The sequence below is a fragment of the Ruegeria sp. HKCCD6604 genome (genome assembly GCF_013110635.1).
Classification (GTDB): domain Bacteria; phylum Pseudomonadota; class Alphaproteobacteria; order Rhodobacterales; family Rhodobacteraceae; genus Ruegeria.
In genome coordinates, this window is the sequence record NZ_WVQW01000012.1 from 44,223 (window position 1) to 60,181 (window position 15,959).

General features: G+C 58.7%; 12 protein-coding genes. 5 read left to right on the forward strand and 7 right to left on the reverse strand.

The window, feature by feature from the left end; all coding sequences use genetic code 11:
- The first annotated feature begins 62 nt into the window (after nucleotides 1-62).
- Nucleotides 63-1,070 (forward strand): glycosyltransferase, encoded by a 1,008-nt coding sequence (locus tag GS614_RS19950; protein WP_171727157.1) that lies wholly within the window; start codon nucleotides 63-65, stop codon nucleotides 1,068-1,070.
- Nucleotides 1,067-3,109, forward strand: coding sequence for a hypothetical protein (locus GS614_RS19955; protein WP_171727158.1), 2,043 nt, complete (start codon nucleotides 1,067-1,069; stop codon nucleotides 3,107-3,109). The genes GS614_RS19950 and GS614_RS19955 overlap by 4 nt, the downstream gene beginning before the upstream one ends.
- Nucleotides 3,110-3,128: 19 nt before the next feature.
- Here GS614_RS19955 and GS614_RS19960 read toward each other — a convergent pair whose 3' ends face one another.
- The 6 genes from GS614_RS19960 to rfbF all read right to left on the reverse strand — a co-directional run bounded on the left by GS614_RS19960 (nucleotide 3,129) and on the right by rfbF (nucleotide 9,629).
- A complete protein-coding gene (locus tag GS614_RS19960; RefSeq protein ID WP_171617574.1) occupies nucleotides 3,129-5,165 on the reverse strand; it encodes a B12-binding domain-containing radical SAM protein in 2,037 nt (678 codons plus the stop codon).
- A gap of 118 nt (nucleotides 5,166-5,283) precedes the next feature.
- Nucleotides 5,284-5,685 (reverse strand): GtrA family protein, encoded by a 402-nt coding sequence (locus GS614_RS19965; protein ID WP_171727159.1) that lies wholly within the window; start codon nucleotides 5,683-5,685, stop codon nucleotides 5,284-5,286.
- A complete protein-coding gene (locus tag GS614_RS19970; protein ID WP_171727160.1) occupies nucleotides 5,682-6,560 on the reverse strand; it encodes an NAD(P)-dependent oxidoreductase in 879 nt (292 codons plus the stop codon). The genes GS614_RS19965 and GS614_RS19970 overlap by 4 nt, the downstream gene beginning before the upstream one ends.
- Nucleotides 6,560-7,792, reverse strand: coding sequence for a class I SAM-dependent methyltransferase (locus tag GS614_RS19975; RefSeq protein WP_171727161.1), 1,233 nt, complete (start codon nucleotides 7,790-7,792; stop codon nucleotides 6,560-6,562). Before GS614_RS19975 ends, GS614_RS19970 begins: the two co-directional genes overlap by 1 nt.
- Nucleotides 7,789-8,874: an NAD(P)-dependent oxidoreductase gene (locus tag GS614_RS19980; protein WP_216601224.1), complete on the reverse strand. Its 1,086-nt coding sequence runs from the start codon at nucleotides 8,872-8,874 to the stop codon at nucleotides 7,789-7,791. Before GS614_RS19980 ends, GS614_RS19975 begins: the two co-directional genes overlap by 4 nt.
- Nucleotides 8,856-9,629, reverse strand: a complete 774-nt coding sequence (rfbF, locus tag GS614_RS19985) for a glucose-1-phosphate cytidylyltransferase (RefSeq protein ID WP_171233823.1) — start codon at nucleotides 9,627-9,629, stop codon at nucleotides 8,856-8,858. Before rfbF ends, GS614_RS19980 begins: the two co-directional genes overlap by 19 nt.
- Before the next feature lie 672 nt (nucleotides 9,630-10,301).
- Here rfbF and GS614_RS19990 point away from each other — a divergent pair.
- The gene (locus tag GS614_RS19990) at nucleotides 10,302-11,786 is read left to right on the forward strand and encodes an NAD(P)/FAD-dependent oxidoreductase (protein ID WP_224859183.1); all 1,485 of its coding nucleotides are present in this window, start codon (nucleotides 10,302-10,304) and stop codon (nucleotides 11,784-11,786) included.
- A 15-nt stretch (nucleotides 11,787-11,801) separates the two neighbouring features.
- Here GS614_RS19990 and asnB read toward each other — a convergent pair whose 3' ends face one another.
- Nucleotides 11,802-13,748, reverse strand: coding sequence for an asparagine synthase (glutamine-hydrolyzing) (gene asnB / locus GS614_RS19995; protein ID WP_171172394.1), 1,947 nt, complete (start codon nucleotides 13,746-13,748; stop codon nucleotides 11,802-11,804).
- A gap of 157 nt (nucleotides 13,749-13,905) precedes the next feature.
- Between asnB and GS614_RS20000 the strand changes: the two genes are divergently transcribed.
- Together GS614_RS20000 and GS614_RS20005 are read left to right on the forward strand one after the other, a co-directional pair.
- Nucleotides 13,906-14,571, forward strand: coding sequence for a response regulator transcription factor (locus GS614_RS20000; RefSeq protein WP_171120414.1), 666 nt, complete (start codon nucleotides 13,906-13,908; stop codon nucleotides 14,569-14,571).
- Nucleotides 14,561-15,946 carry a sensor histidine kinase gene (locus GS614_RS20005; protein WP_171727163.1) on the forward strand — a complete coding sequence of 462 codons (1,386 nt, stop codon included), beginning with the start codon at nucleotides 14,561-14,563 and terminating at the stop codon, nucleotides 15,944-15,946. Before GS614_RS20000 ends, GS614_RS20005 begins: the two co-directional genes overlap by 11 nt.
- The last annotated feature ends 13 nt before the right edge of the window (nucleotides 15,947-15,959 follow it).

The window sequence follows — 15,959 nt, forward strand, 5'->3', positions numbered from 1 at the left end:
TGTGCGAATCCGATGCAGCACCGGGTGATACAATCGTTTCCAACTTGGAGGTTGGGTAATTGGTGTCTTCAGATTTAGAACAAAATCACAAAACAATTTCCATTGTTTCGCCTTGCTACAACGAAGAAGACAATGTGGCGAATTGCTATGAAACCGTAAAAGCGATTTTTGAGGAAAAGCTGCCAGGCTACAGGTGCGAGCATATCTTTGTCGACAATGCATCCTCCGACCGGACTGTCGAGATCCTGCGAGAGATCGCTGAAAAAGATCAGAATGTGAAAGTTGTCGTAAACGCCCGCAACTTTGGAGTGTTCCGATCCGCCTTCAACGGGTTGCGTTATGCCGAAGGGGATGCCGTGGTCGTCATCCTGCCGGTGGATCTTCAGGACCCGCCGGACATGATCCCGGAATTCGTGCAGCTATGGGAAAGCGGTTACGATGTGGTGGCCGGTGCCCGCACCACCCGCGAAGAGGGGATCGTGATGCGCGCGGCGCGCGGCATCTTCTATACGATCGTCAACCGGCTGTCCGATGTCTGGCTGGAGCCATCAGTGGGTGAGTTCCAGCTTATTGACCGCAAAGTGCTCAATGCGGTGCTGTCGCATAACGACCACTACCCCTATATCCGCGGCATCATCGCCAGTTGCGGGTTTCGCCGCATCATCGTTCCGTATGTGTGGCGGGCCCGTAAAAGAGGTGTTTCCAAGCACAATCTGATGGCGCTGACCGATCAGGCGCTGAATGCGATCTTCTCTTTCACACGTGCCCCAATGCGGTTCTGCACGCTGAGTGGTCTGGTGATTGCCATCAGCTGTATTCTGTTTTCCCTCATTTCAGTGGTGTTCTATTTCTTCAATCCGGATTTGGCTCCACGGGGAACCACGACAATCATCGTCGCGCTGTTCTTCCTGTCAGGCATCCAGATGCTGTTTATCGGCATGTTGGGGGAATACATAACCTCGATCCACAATCAGGTGCGGGGCGGTCCGATCGTCACTGAACAGGAACGCATCAATATCGAAGGTCCTGCACGGGACCCGGCGATTGTCAAAGACGAGCATATGGCATGAATATGCGCTCAGGTCGGGTGATGTGGCTCTTTGCCGGGGCGATGGCCTTATGCGGCAGCTCGGCCTGGGCTGCGGACCTGCCGGGCAGCAATGCCACATTGGCGGAACTGCGCCTTTGGTATGGGGCCGTGGTGATTGCTGCGTTGCTTGTGGGGGGTGTTTTCCGGCAGCGTGGCCAGTTTCTTTTTGGCTTGCTGGGCGCGGCGCTGCTTTTGGGCAGTGCAGCCCGGTTGTGGTTGACCCAGCCCCTTTGGTTTCCGCGGCTCGAGATTTCTGCGAACCCTCCTGAAAACCTGATCATGCTGGCGATACTGGCGGGGCAGGCGGTGTTGACGGGCTTTGTGCTTGTACGGCCGCAGGGAAGGGCGGCCATAACGGGCCTGATGGCAGAAGCAGGACGGTGGCGGCTGATTCTTTTGCTGGGGCTGGCTGCGGCCTTTTGCGTTTCTGCGACGCCGTACGTGGCTTACGGGTACTATCTGGCCTTCGGTTTGCAGATCGGGATCGGCGGTGCGCTGAACCTTGTGCAGATGGCGACACTGGTCGCCGTTTTCACAGTTGCCGGGCCTGACCGGGCACCCCGCATTCCGGTGGCTGCCCTGGCGGTCTTTGCAACGCTGGCCAGCGCGGCTCTGGCCTGGGCGGCGTTCGACCGCGTGCCTCATGTCGAGGATGAGGTGGCATATCTGTTTCAGGCGCGTACCTTTGCTGCGGGCGTCCTCGGAAGCCCGGCCCCCCCCGCAGCGGCGCAGCCCGCATTGGAATATTATCTGTTCGACATTCGCGGCGATCAGTGGATCGGCGTGCCGGCGCAGGGTTGGGCTATCGTTCTGAGCCTGGGCGTGCTGGCCGGGGTGCCCTGGCTGGTCAACCCCGTGCTGACCGGGATCTCTGTCTGGCTGGCGCATGGCATCGTGTGCCGTGCCGTCAGTCGCGAACGGGCCGATCTGGTGGCGTTGCTGATGGCCACGTCGCCCTGGGTGCTCGCCGTCGGGGGCACGCTGATGGCACATTCCACGACATTGGTGATGGTGCTGCTGGGATGGTGGTGTCTGCTCAGAGCCGGAGAGGGGTCAACGCGCAGGGATGTCATGCTTGCGCTTGTTGCAGGTCTGGCTTTGGGCTGGGCCTTTGTTACCCGACAGCTTGATGGGTTGATCATAAGCGTTTTGACCGGCCTGTGGTTGCTGCGGCGCCTGCCGGGGGGGATCGGACAGGTGATCGCCTGCGCCTTGGGCGGTGTTCTGTCGGGTGGGGTCTTTTTGCTGCTCAACCTGATGATCACCGGAGACGCGCTGCTGACCCCGCAAGCGGATTACCTGAGCCGGTTATGGCCCGACACGCAGAATGCCTATGGGTTTGGTCCCAATGTAGGGCCACCGGCCGAGAGCTGGGGCGCGCTCGACATCTGGGTCGGGCACAGTCCGGCCGAGGGTCTGCTGAATCTGATCAATGGTTTTGCCGCGCTCAATTACGAACTTCTGGGCTGGACATTCGGGTCCCTGGTTCCGGTTTGGATTGCGTTCATATGGGGCAGAAAGCTGACCGGGTTCGACCGGGCCATGCTGGTGGTGTTCGCGATCCTTGTGGGGGCCCTGTTTTTTTACTGGTTTACGGGCACGTTCTATCTTGGGCCGCGCTACTGGCATACGGCTTTGTTGCCGGCGCTGGCTTTGGTGGCGGCCGGGATCGAGACCGTCCGGGACCGGCTGCCCGAACGGCATCGTGGCCGCCTGCACTGCGTCATCCTATTGCTGTGTGCGGTGTCTGTTGTCAGCTTCACCCCATGGCGGGGGGTGTCGAAATACAATGGGTATGGTGGCTATACCGGTGACATACGTCGGCAGGCTGCCGGGCTTGGAAACGCTCTGGTCTTTGTTTCGACACAGGGCGATATCGGGTCTGCACTCTATCTCAACGACCCGTTCCTGCCCGAGGGCAAACCGATTTTCCTGCGCGATATGGGCCCCGAGCAGAACGCAGACATCATCGCGGCCTTCCCGGGCCGCGACGTTGTCTATCTGGGGGATGGCGAATAGGCCCAGCCCAAAGCCAGACCTATTCGGCGGCGTGTTGGCTTTCGCCTGACACGAAGTTGCGCCGGAAATCATTGGCGAACATCGTTCGGGTAAACCGGCCGAGCCCCGAGGCATGTTCGCCAAAGGTTTCGATCCGTGACAGCAAGGTGGTTTTCACCCTTTGATCGACCTGGGTCTGGAACTCGCGGGGGGCATCGAACTGGTAATCCTGCAGCACGCCCTGATATCCCGAATTCCGCCAGGCCTCGACATCGAAAGACGAGCTCCAGACGGGTTCGTGTTCCAGGGTTTCCGAGAAGGGCACATGCAGCATCACGGCGCTGTAGTAATTGATGATCGTGTCGAGCATCTCGTGCGCTTCGTGGTCGTCCTTGTCCAGAAGGTCGCTGATGGCCCGTTTCAGGAAATCAAGTGCTTCGTCCAGCACGATGAACCGGCCAATCATCGAATATTTGCTGAGCAGATTGCCCCCCAATTCGCCGCTGATCAGATCATCATAATTTTCCTGCGCCCAGGCGACACAATCGGCGCGGGTTTCAAACAGCTCCTGCTGGTTTTCCTCCAGATAACCGGCCACCGCATCCCGGAAGGGTTTGGGGGCCTGATCGAGAATGTCCTGCATATGCTTGACGATCAGGAAGGGCCGGATGCCACGGGACCGCGCCAGCCGGAAGGCTTCCTCGAAATTGTCTTCGTAATAGAAGATCGTCAGCAGCAGATGGAAAACACGGGTGTCCAGATAATCCTGGAACGAGAAATTCTCGGACTGGACCACCATTTCCTCGGTCTCGACCACGGTTGGGCCGGTATATTTGCCCAGGCATCGGGCAACCACGCGATGGAGGGTTTTGAAGCCGAATTTCTCGCGGCTGTCGGGGTTGGCCAGCGGTGCGCCGTGCAGCAGCATCAACTGGTGCGCCGCGACCCGGCTGACGCCGGTTTCGATCAGCTGATCGACGGCATCCATGAAGGATTCCCGGGTTTCACCGGGCATGCACAAGATCAGCTCGCCATAGGATTGCATGCCTTTTGAATGCAGCTCCTGCTGTACCTCGGCATAGGTGTCCAGGCTGATATTGTCGCGTTTGATGTTCTTCAGAACTTCCGGATTCAGAGACTGAACCGACGAGGTCATCGGCAACCGGCCCTTGGCCTTGCGCATCACCTTGATGATCCGGTCGCCGCGGTTCTTTCCCGTGGTTGTTCGGATGTATTTCGGCCAGTCGTACCGTTCCATCAGATGGCCCAGGTAATCGGCCACCTCTTCGTCCTGCACGTACATGCCGAAATTGTCGTCCGCGAAACAGAGCGGGCTGGCATGGTTGATGCGGGCGACGATGTAATCCAGATCGGCCTTGGTGCGTTCAAACGAATGGCGGAAGACCTTCGAATTCGATTTGACCGCCGAATTGCAGAATGCGCAGGTGAACGGGCAGCCCCGTGCCAGTTGCATCAGTGCAAACAGGCCGGTGTCGAAGAACTTGTCCATCAGCCCGGCCAGATAGGGCGAGGGGATTTCATCCAGATCGCGGATGCGGGGCGGCTCGGCCCCGCGCAGGATCTCTCCGGTTTCGGGGTGCACGTAAAGCGCGCCATCGACGGCCTCTTCCCACATGCCTTCGCGTCGGGCGCCGACATCGATGAACCGTTGCAGCGTGCTGAGGAACGCGCGCTCGCCCTCATAGGTGGGGCCGCGCACATGCATGTCGATCTGCGGCATGGTCCGGATCCAGCTGTCCTGCTCTTCTTCGGTCAGCGGGAAGTTGGGGCCGCCCATCAGGGTCAGGCTGTTGGGATTGACCGCCTTGACGTAGTCGGCAAAGGACAGGGCCAGATGGTGGTTCCAGGAATAGCTGGAAAAACCGACCATATCTGGCGGAGCTGTGTCGACGGCCGCTTTGAATTCCTGCGGATCACGAAAGATCGCGACCTCGATCGGTGTCGGGCTTTTTGCATGAGCCTGGGCATAGGTCGCAAGATTTCCAACGCCCAATGGGTAGGTGTCCGACGTGGCAGTAACGAGGTTATGTCCAAGATCAGCAAGATAAAGACGCATTGACGATTATCCTTCCAGCACTGGTACCAAATACATTTAACAGTCCATATCCTATTATATATCAGATGGACCGGTTACGGATCGAAAGTGTTTATGTCTGTAGTTTTTAGGCATTATATCAGATCTCCTGCTGCCACGGGAAGCGATCGGTCAGCGCCCGGGAAACAAGGATGAATGCCAGAACGGCCGCGGGCAGAACCAGCAGGCCCTGCGCAAGGATCGGATGCAGTCCCGTGCTCAGAAGAGCTTCGAGCGAAAAGGCGTTGAAAACGTAAACCATGACATATGCCAGCAGGTAGAAGGGCAATTTCCTGAACCCTTTGGTGTCGAATACGATCCGGGCGTGGGTCATGAAATTCCACAACACGCCGATGACGAACGAGATCGCAAGAGCCGCCTGTGCGGGCAGCCCCGACAGGCTCAGAACCGAGAAAACCGCATACCCGAAGGCCGTATTCACGATGCCGACCAGGGCAAAAAGCATGAAGGATTGCTTGCGTAGAAAAGATGAAGATTTCATACGGCCTCCTCCCTTGACCGAAGACACCGGGCGACTCCGGAAGCAATGTCATATTGTGGCATAAAACCGGTCTCGTCCCGCAACCGGGTCACGTCCGCCGCCAGCCGGGGCGGATCGTCCGCTGCGCGGGCGATGGTGCCCAAGCGGATCAGATCGGGCCGGTGCATCTGGTTCGCCACCTCTGCAATCAGGTCTCGAACCGGGGTCGCCGTACCGCTGGCGACATTGACCGGGCCGGTCAGATCGCTTTCCAGCACGCGCAACAAGGCGCGGGCAAGATCATCGACATGCAGGAAATCCCGCTCCTGCCGTCCATCGGTGCAATCAACCGGCCGTCCCGCCCCGAGGTTTGACATCAGATCGCCGAACAGTCGCCCCGGCGGTTCATCCGGCCCGTAGACAAAAAAGATGCGGGCCCAGGCCAGGGACAGATCAAGCGTCTGCTGGCCCGCGCACAGTGCCAGACCGGCCCCGGCCTTGGCCGCCCCATAAAGGGTGCGGGGGCGCAGGGGGCTGGTTTCGATCAGCTCCGGTACCGACCAGTCATATTCGGCACAGCTTCCGGCGCAGATCGCGCGCTGGCCTCCTGTGCGTGCAAACTCCCGCACCAGATGCAGGGTGGCGGCCATCCAGTCCAGATTGGCCCCAGAAGTCCAGCGGTCGCGCGCGCCGTCATGCCAGGCCAGATGCACCAGATGGCTGGCGCGGGCGGCGTCGAGGGCTGTCGTGGTGGCACCGGGGTCCAGCAGATCGCAGGGGATGTCGCTTGCCGGGTTGCGGCCCAGCGTCACCACCTCGTGGCCCGCCTCTGTCAGAGCCGTGGCTGTCGCGCGCCCGATCAATCCGGTTGCGCCCGTCAGCAGAACCCGTGCCATCAGCTGATCCTGATCTCTGGCACGGCGGTCACGAAGCGGGTACCATGCGCCTTCAGGTCGGACAGTTGATCCGTGACCTCGTCCCGGATGTTCCAGGGCAGGATCAGCACGTAATCCGGCGGCGTCTCGCGCAGGGCTTCGACCCCATGTACGGGGATATGACTGCCGGGCAGCAGCGTGTTCTGCTTGGCCGGGTTGCGATCAACGCAGTAAGAGATCAGGTCGGGGCCGATCCCGGCATAGTTCAGCAGCGTGTTGCCCTTGGCGGCGGCACCATAGGCGGCAATGGTGTCCCCCCTGGCATTTGCTTCGCGCAGAAAGGCGAGCAATCCGTCGCGCAGCGCTTCGACCTGAATGGTGAAATTCATATAGCCCTCAGGCCGGTCGAACTGCGCCGCAGCCTCATCCGCGCGGACCTTGGCCAGACCGGGCCCTTCGGGATGGCTGGCACCCTCAAGGCAGGCGAACACCCGCAGCGAACCGCCATGGGTGGGCAGTTCTTCGACGTCAAAGACGCGCAGGCCCGCCTTGGCAAAGATCTTTTCCACCGCCAGCAGCGACAGATAGGAGTAATGTTCGTGATAGATCGTGTCGAACTGCACTTCTCTGATCAGGTTCAGAAGATGCGGGAATTCGACCGTATAGACCGCATCGCCGGTCAGAAGCGTGGCGATCCCGGCGACGAAATCGTTGATGTCAGGCACATGCGCCAGCACATTGGCCGATGCGATCAGCACCGGAGGTTTCTCGGTCGCAGCCACCTTGCGGGCCAGCGCCTCGCCGAAGTAATCGACCAGCGTACGCACGCCTTTTTCTTCGGCTGCGGCCGCCACGCTGCCCGAAGGTTCGATCCCCAGAACCGGGATGCCTTTCTCGACGAAATACTGTAACAGATACCCGTCATTCGAGGCGATCTCGATCACCAGATCATCCGGTCCCAGATCAAGCCGGTCGACCATCTGTTCGACATAGGCCCTGGCATGGGCCAGCCAGCTGTCCGAATAGCTCGAGAAATAGGCGTAATCGGCATTGAAGATCTCATTCGCCGGTACGGCGTCTTCGACCTGTACCAGATAGCAGTCGTTGCAGACCCAGGCATGCAGCGGATAGCGCGGACAGGCCGTGCCCGCGCGCTCGGGCGGGACATAGGAATTGGCCAGCGGCGAAAGCCCCAGATCGACCAGCGTCTGGGTCAGGGCTGCGCCACAGCTCCGGCAAACGGGGTGTGTCATTGCGGCATCCTCCAGCGCAGATCCTCGCTCAGCGTGCCACTGCGGATATGCTCTTCGAGCGCTTTCAACCGCATCAGCGGTGACGATCTGAAATCGGCATCGCCAAAGTTGATGTCGTTCAGCAATTGCAGCAGATCCCGGATGGTGCCTTCAAGCGTCTGAACCGGCTGATGTTCGGGTGCCAGCTGTTTGTAGAGCGAAAAGTCGACCTTGTAGGAACGGTTGTCGGGTGAGGCGTCGGGATTGATCGAGTAGCTGGCCCCGGGGACCGCTTCGGCTACGGCCTGCGCCAGATCGCGGATCTGATAGTTCCACACATCCGATCCAGCGTTGACCGCAAGCCACTGCCCCCCGGCATCTTGGGTCCGGGTGATGGCCCAGTCGATGGCTCGGGCCATGTCGCGCACGTCGATCAGCGGCCGCCACGGGCTGCCGTCGCTCAGCACCGTGATCTTGCCAGCGGTGACCGCACAGGCGGCAAAATCGTTCAGCACCAGATCCAGCCGCAGCCGGGGTGACGGCCCGCAGGCGGTGGCGAAACGCAGCGCTGTACGCAGCATCCCCGGCGTGTCCATGGCCGCCAGCGCGCGCTCGGTCCCGATTTTGCTGCGGGCATAGGCGGTCAGCGGGTTCAGGGGCGCGTCCTCGGGTCTGGCATCGCCTTCGGCGAAACCATAGACCGAACAGCTGGAGGCGAAGACAAAGCGCGACACCCCGGCTTCGGCGGCCAGATGAGCGGCCTGCACGATGGCATCCTGATTGATTTCCGTGGTGACTGTTTCGAACCGGGCACCCATCGGGTCGTTCGAGATGGCCGCCAGTGCAACAACCGCATCCGCCTCCTGGAACAGTGACGCATCGATATCGCGAATATCCGCGATGATCTGCTGGTTCAGAACCCGCTCGGGCCACGCATCATGCGTGGTCAGCCGGTCCGAGAAAAAACCGGGATCAAGGCCGATCAGATTGGCGTTGGGATAGGATTTCCGCAAGGCCGCTGCCACGACCGGACCAATATAGCCCAGATTGCCAAGCAGGATGATTTTCGGAGCGGAACCCAGCGTCATTCCCAGACCTTCCATGGAGCATTGCCTTCCTGCCAGCGGGCTTCGAGTTGACGGCGGTCGCGCAGCGTATCCATCGGTTGCCAGAATCCCTTGTGGCGAAACGCCATCAGATCGCCGTCTGCGGCCAGCGTTTCAAGCGGAGCGCGTTCCCAGATTGCGCCGTCCCCGTCCAGCAGATCACCAACCGAAGGATGCAGCACGAAGAACCCGCCATTGATAAAACCACCGTCACCGCCCGGTTTTTCGGCAAAACGTTCGATCTGATCGCTGGCCAGCTCCAACGCGCCGAAACGCCCCGGTGGCACGACTGCGGTGAGCGTGGCGCGTTTGCCGTGGCTTTTGTGGAACGCGACCAGCGAACTGATATCGACATTCCCGACCCCGTCGCCATAGGTCATGCAAAAGGCCTCTTCATCCTTGAGCAGATGCATGACACGGCGCAGCCGCCCCCCGGTCTGGCTGTCCTCTCCGGTATCGACCAGCGTCACGCGCCACGGTTCCGATTTGCTGTTTGCAATCTCAAGCCCGCCATTGGCCAGATCGATCGTGACGTCTGAACTGTGCAGAAAGAAATTCGCGAAGTATTCCTTGATCACGTAACCCTTGTAGCCGAGGCAGACGATGAAATCCGTGATGCCGTGTGCCGCGTAGATTTTCATGATATGCCAGATGATCGGTTTGCCGCCGATCTCGACCATGGGTTTTGGAATCTTGACGGTTTCTTCGCTGAGCCGGGTTCCCAAACCACCGGCCAGAATAACGCATTTCATCAAATTGCTCCCTCGTTAACAACGAGACTGGCTACCAATTCACTCGTTTGAACCCGGACCTGATGTATCCGGGCCTTTGCAAACATTCACACGCAGTAGGATGGCAGCGCCGCCATCCTGTCAAGATTCACAGGACGACGAGTCATGAGGCGCTGAATTTCCTGTTGCTCTGGCGCTCAACCATACACAATGCGAGAAAAGTCACAGCATTGTTGATGCGCCCTTTCGGTTCGTTGATACAGTGAAGGACATCACAGACGCAGCCTGAAAAAAGCGGTCATGGTTCAGGTCAGGCGCCTTGCAAGAGGTGTGTGTATCCAATCTATGTTTCGCTTCCGGGCGGGGAGTTTCGGCTGGCTGTGCCAGTCAGCAATCATCATTATTTTTCAGGGCATTGTGGAAAGCGCGTGCTGTTTCGGGAGGTGTGAAAGACCGTCGGTTTCGCAAAGCCCAAACCGGCTTTCGGCACAGGCGACCCGGTTTGAGCCTGTCATCGATTTGCACAGAAGGGCGCAAGTGCGGTTCGTCAAACGGAATGGTTGATTTTTCTGCGCGGAAGGGGTGGAGCTAAAGGCGCAGGAGCCCCGTTTCGGGGACTGACAGGATTTTGTTGTGAATCTCGGATAACCTCTTGTAGCTTTAGGTCAGTGTTTTGGTATGGGTGTTAGTCATTTGAAAAAAGATATTGTTCCCGTTGTCGTCATTGGTGGTGGTCCAGCAGGGCTGACAGCAGCCTATGAACTTCAGAAACTGAGCGACACACATGTTCCCCGGGTGTTCGAGGCCTCGGACATGGTTGGTGGCATCTCGCGAACCGAAACGCACAAAGGGTATCGCTTCGACATTGGCGGGCATCGGTTTTTCACCAAGGTGCGCGAAGTCGAGGATATGTGGCACGAGGTGATGGGGGATGATTTCATCACCGTGCAACGCCTGAGCCGCATCTTCTACCGCAACAAATTCTACGATTACCCGCTGCGTATCTTCAACGCCCTTGGCAATATCGGCCCCTACGAGACCTACAAGATCATCGGCAGCTTCATCAAATGGAAGATTCGTCCACGCCAGCAGGAAGACACGTTCGAAGACTGGGTCGTCAATCGCTTTGGCGGGCGGCTTTATATGCATTTCTTCCACAGCTACACCAAGAAGGTCTGGGGTATTCCGCCGTCGGAAATCCGGGCCGACTGGGCCGCGCAGCGGATCAAGAACCTGTCTTTGCCCAAGGCGGTCTGGAACGCGATTTCCGGGGCCAATGACACCGCCAGCCTGATCGAGGAATTCCAGTATCCCCGCCTGGGCCCCGGCATGATGTGGGAAAAGACCCGTGACTTGATCCGGGAAAAAGGCGGATCGGTCGAAACCCATTCCGAAGTGATCCAGGTGAACCGTGATGGCAATCGCGTCACGTCGATCGATGTGCGCCACTGGACTGAAGATGGCGAAAAACACACCGAGCGGGTGGAGGGCGAAGAGTTCGTCAATTCGATGGCCGTTCGTGATCTGATCCATGCTTTTGATCCGCCGCCGCCACCCGAGGTTGTCGAGGCGGCAGACCGTCTGCGGTATCGTGATTTCCTGATCGTGACCCTGATCCTGGACCACGCGGACCCGTTCCCGGACAACTGGATCTACATCCACAGCCCGCAGGTTAAGGTGGGGCGCATCCAGAATTTCCGCGCCTGGTCCGCGGAAATGCTGCCAGATCAGAACACCGCATCGATCGGGATGGAGTATTTCTGCCAGAAAGGTGACGGGTTGTGGTCGTCAAGTGACGAGGATCTCAGGCATCTCGCCAGTGAAGAGCTTGAAAAGCTGGGTCTGGCCAAGGCCAGCGATGTCATCGACCACGCGGTTATCCGGCAGCCCAAGGCCTATCCGGTCTATGACAGTGAATACAAGGACGCCCTAGACACGGTCAGCGACTGGCTGAAGACGCTGGAAAACTTCCAGACCGTGGGTCGCAATGGTCTGCACCGCTACAACAACCAGGATCATTCCATGCTGTCGGCGATGTACGCCGCGCGCAATATTCTGGGCGAGGATCATGACGTCTGGGATGTCAATGTTGAGCGCTCTTATCATGAAGAGTTTGAAGCCAAGCCCAAGAAAAAGGCGGCCCCGCAATCCGCCGTCCGCAAAAGCACGGCTCTCTGAGGAAGGGGCAGCCCTTCAACTGTGGACCGCAGCGCCCACAGGTTTGTTGGCAGAGGACGGTCGGGGCCGGAATCTGTCCGGCCGGATGCTGACGTGATCGCGTAATCTGTTGATTTCGCGATCTTCATCCTGATGATCCAGCCGGCATCGCAGCCAAACCTCGGTCAGCAGCAACCGCAGCCGCAGATCCGGACCGGCCTCTTCGATGGTGTTCGCCATCTGTGTTCGGGTCAGGCTGAAAAGATCCCCCAAATGGGCGTTCCTGAAGTATTCCGGCCGGATCTCAAGCCGCTGAAACACCGTCGTCCAGAACCCGATCTTGATGCGCTGGCTCAGGGTGTTGGGGATGTAGCGGTTGGCAACCTCGCGGACCACCCATTTGTCGCGGATGAAGGGGTGTGCCTTTTCGAAAACGAACGGAGAGCCCCTGAGTTTGTAGCGTGCCGGCAGATTGATCCCGAACCGGGCAACCTGTGTGTCCAGAAACGGGAACCGCGCCTCGATCCCGGCAGCCATGCCCATTGTATCGTTGCGATGCAAAAGCGTTCGCAGATGGTGGTGCATGTAATCCAAGCTCCATTGCCGGCCTCTTTCCTGAAACTTGCGAGGCAGCTGTGCCAGGCTGTCGGCTACGGCCCGCTTGTCCTGCGCCATCTCGCGACCATTCAGGATGTCGCGGACGTTTTCCATGTTTCCCATCCGGTCAGGTGCCAGGATCGGGCCAACCCCCGGTATTGCGCGTATGGCCGAGCCCAACCCGCTGATCATCCTTTCATACCCGTCTGTCAGGCGTTTGCGGCCAAGCCAGGGGTAGCCCAGAAACAGCTCATCCGATCCTTCGCCTGACAACAGCCCCTTTATCCCTGAATCCGCCGCGAGCTGGGCGATCATCATCAGTGGTGCGCAATTGGGATGATAGGAAAACGGGTATTCGTAGTGACACATTACGCGCGGGATCATGTCGACGAAATCCTGCTCTTCAGCCTCGATGACATGCAGATCAAGTTTCAGGCTTTTGGCCAGTTCCGAGGCGGCGTCCACCTCGCTCCAGGTGCCTTTCACATTGGCGTGGAACAGGGCGATATTCTGGTGCTGGGCCGCTGCGATGGCAACGATCAGGGATGAATCCACCCCGCCTGAGCAAAACGCGCCAACCGGTGCATCCGCGAATAAATGCGAGGCCACGGATTTATGCATGAGATCCGCATATTCATCGACGATATCGGCAGCCGACAGGCCATCGAGGCGGGTCATCTCATCAAGGTCGAGAAAGTCGGTCAGGTGGAAGAAAGAGGCGATGTCGATATTGCCCGATCCGTCATGCCACAGGTAAGTGCCGGGCGTCAGGCTGCGGATCCCCTGATAGAAGGTCGGGCCGCTGGTCGGGCCTCCGAATTTCATCAGGTAAGCCGCGATCGAGTTGACATCGGGTTTCAGGGTTATCCAGGGTTCGAAGGCCTTGATCTCTGAACCGAACAGAAAGGCGGGGCCTTGTTCGGTCATGCCTTGCATCCAGTAAAGAGGTTTCATGCCAAACCGGTCCCGGGCCAGCAGAACCCGGTGTGTCTGCCGGTCGATAAAGGCAAGTCCGAACATGCCATCGAACCGGGCAAGCGCATCTTCGCCCCATTGGATCAGGCTGTGCAGCACCACTTCGGTATCCGAGGTGGTGCGGAACGGGATGCCCAGTGCCTCAAGTTCAGCGCGCAGGGTTCTGAAGTTATAGACTTCGCCATTGTAGACAAGGATGTAGCGGCCGCTTGGGTCCGTAAATGGCTGATCCGACCGGGTGTCGGTATCAACCAGAGACAGGCGTTGATGGGCCAGGCCAAGACCGGGCTCGCTCAGAATATTGCCGGCATCGGGGCCGCGGTGCCGAATGGCGAAACCGCTTTGACGAAGCCGTGTGACATCAGGGGATGAGGTTGTATCCTCTGGGAAAATTCCAAACAGACCGCACATCCGGCACCTCAAATCGCTAAAACTAAATTTTGGGTTCTGAAACGGATCGCTTTCGACAACCGATCAGGTCAAATATATAAAAGGTGGGGTGAACGCCGCATGTCGGGTCTTGTCATGCTATGTTCACGTTTGGGCCGTTTGTCCCGTATGAGGGGTTATGAAGGTACTGGTTGCGGAAGATGACGATACGCTGCGCGGTGATCTTGAATGTTTGCTGCGCGCCCGGGGTGATATCGTAAGACTGTCAGGAAACGGCAATGATGCGCTGTTTCTGGGAGAGACCGAGGATTGGGACGCGATCGTGCTGGACCTGGGGCTGCCGGGGCTGGACGGGTTGTCGATCCTGCGGGAATGGCGCAGCCGCAAGGTTGCAGCACCGGTTCTGATCCTATCGGCGCGTGACAGCTGGAACGATATCGTTTCCGGGCTGCGCAGCGGGGCTGATGATTATCTGTCAAAACCTTTTCATTCAGAAGAACTTCTGGCGCGGCTCGAGGCCTTGGTGCGCCGTGCAAGCGGGCGTGGCACGCCCTCGATCGATGTCGGAGATCTTTCGGTTCTGCCGGATGAAAAAGCTGCCTTTTTCAAAGGGCGCAGCGTATCGCTGACCGCTTTCGAGTTCCGGGCGCTGGAGCATCTCGCCCGACATGCGGGATCTGTTGTCAGCCGGGCAGATCTGATCGAACATATCTATGCCGAGGATATGGATCTGCAATCGAACGTCATCGATGTTCTTGTCTCACGTTTGCGTCGGAAAACTGCGGCGGGAATGGTGGAAACCGTGCGTGGGCATGGGTATCGGATTCCGGTAGATGACGCATAATTGGGCTACGATCCCCCGTCGCGTTTCGATTGCCACGATAGCGATCTGCTGCGCCATACTGGGTATCGGGGCCATGATCTGCATTCAGGTCTACCGGGCTCATGAAATCGGCGAAATGGATTTGCTGCTTGGGCAGGATTTGTTGATCGAAGCCCGGCGGGTCGCCTATGACGGGGCACAGGCTGAACTGCTCGAGAGCGTTGGCCCGAGCTATTATGACCTGACCAATGAGCAATGGTTCTGGCAATTGACGCGTGACGGGTCTGACGAAATCCTGCTGCAATCCCCGTCACTTGGCCCTGTCACCGCAGAAAGCTGGGTTCTGGACGTCCCGGAAGCCGGGGGGAATTTCGTAATCCCGGGCGGAGATGTTCTGCGTGGAAGGCGGGCTGCGTTTCCCGGGATGGTACCGGATGAGACATTGACCTTCCGGATTGCGGCCCCACTGATGCATGTCACGGAAGAAACCAACCGGGCTGCAAAGCTGATTGCATTGATTTTCATTGGTCTTGCCATAGTGGTTTCGGTTTCGGTCTACATCACTGTGAACAGGGGGCTGATGCCGCTCAAGCGGCTCAGCAATTCCGTGAAGGTCATGCGTAAAAACGACACCATCATAGACGATCAGAAATGGCCGCCCGATCTGGTTCCCGTGGTCGAGGAACTGCGCGAGCTGCACTGGCGCAACGGCACGATCATCGAAAAACACCGTCGAAAAAACGCAGAGCTGGCGCATGGCCTGAAAACGCCGCTGGCGGCATTGGCGCGCCTTGCCGAAGAGCTTGAGGGAGATAAAAGAGATCAGATAACGGATTTTGTGGGGCGTATGACCGGTGTCATCAAACGCAACCTCAGCCGCGCGCGTACCGAACGCCCCTATGGAAAATCCTCTCCGGTGCATGCCTGCGCCGAAGATGTATCGTTTGCACTTGGCATCACACTCCGAAACAGGATGCCGCATATCGAAAACGCCATAGACGCCGGAACCACCTTTTGGGGCGAGGAGGCCGACATTCAGGAGATCCTGGGCAATCTGCTTGAAAACGCCTGTCTCTGGGCCAAGAGCCATGTGCGCATATCCGTGACGGCACCCGAACCGGGCTTGATCACGTTGAGTATCGAGGATGATGGCCCCGGGATGGGGGCGGGTAAATCAGAGGGGGCGGCTCAGAAAGACAATACAGATGAGACCGAGGGGCATGGGCTGGGGCTTTTGATCGTGCAGGATATCGCTGAACTTTACGGCGGATCCGTCAGTATCGGAACATCCTCTCTGGGTGGTGCGCGCGTTTCGGTAACGCTGCCGGGCCAGATTGAAGCTGCCAGAAAGCCCAGAACGCGGTCCCTCAAAGGAAACTTGCGCAGGGCAAACTGATCGGTTTGCCCGG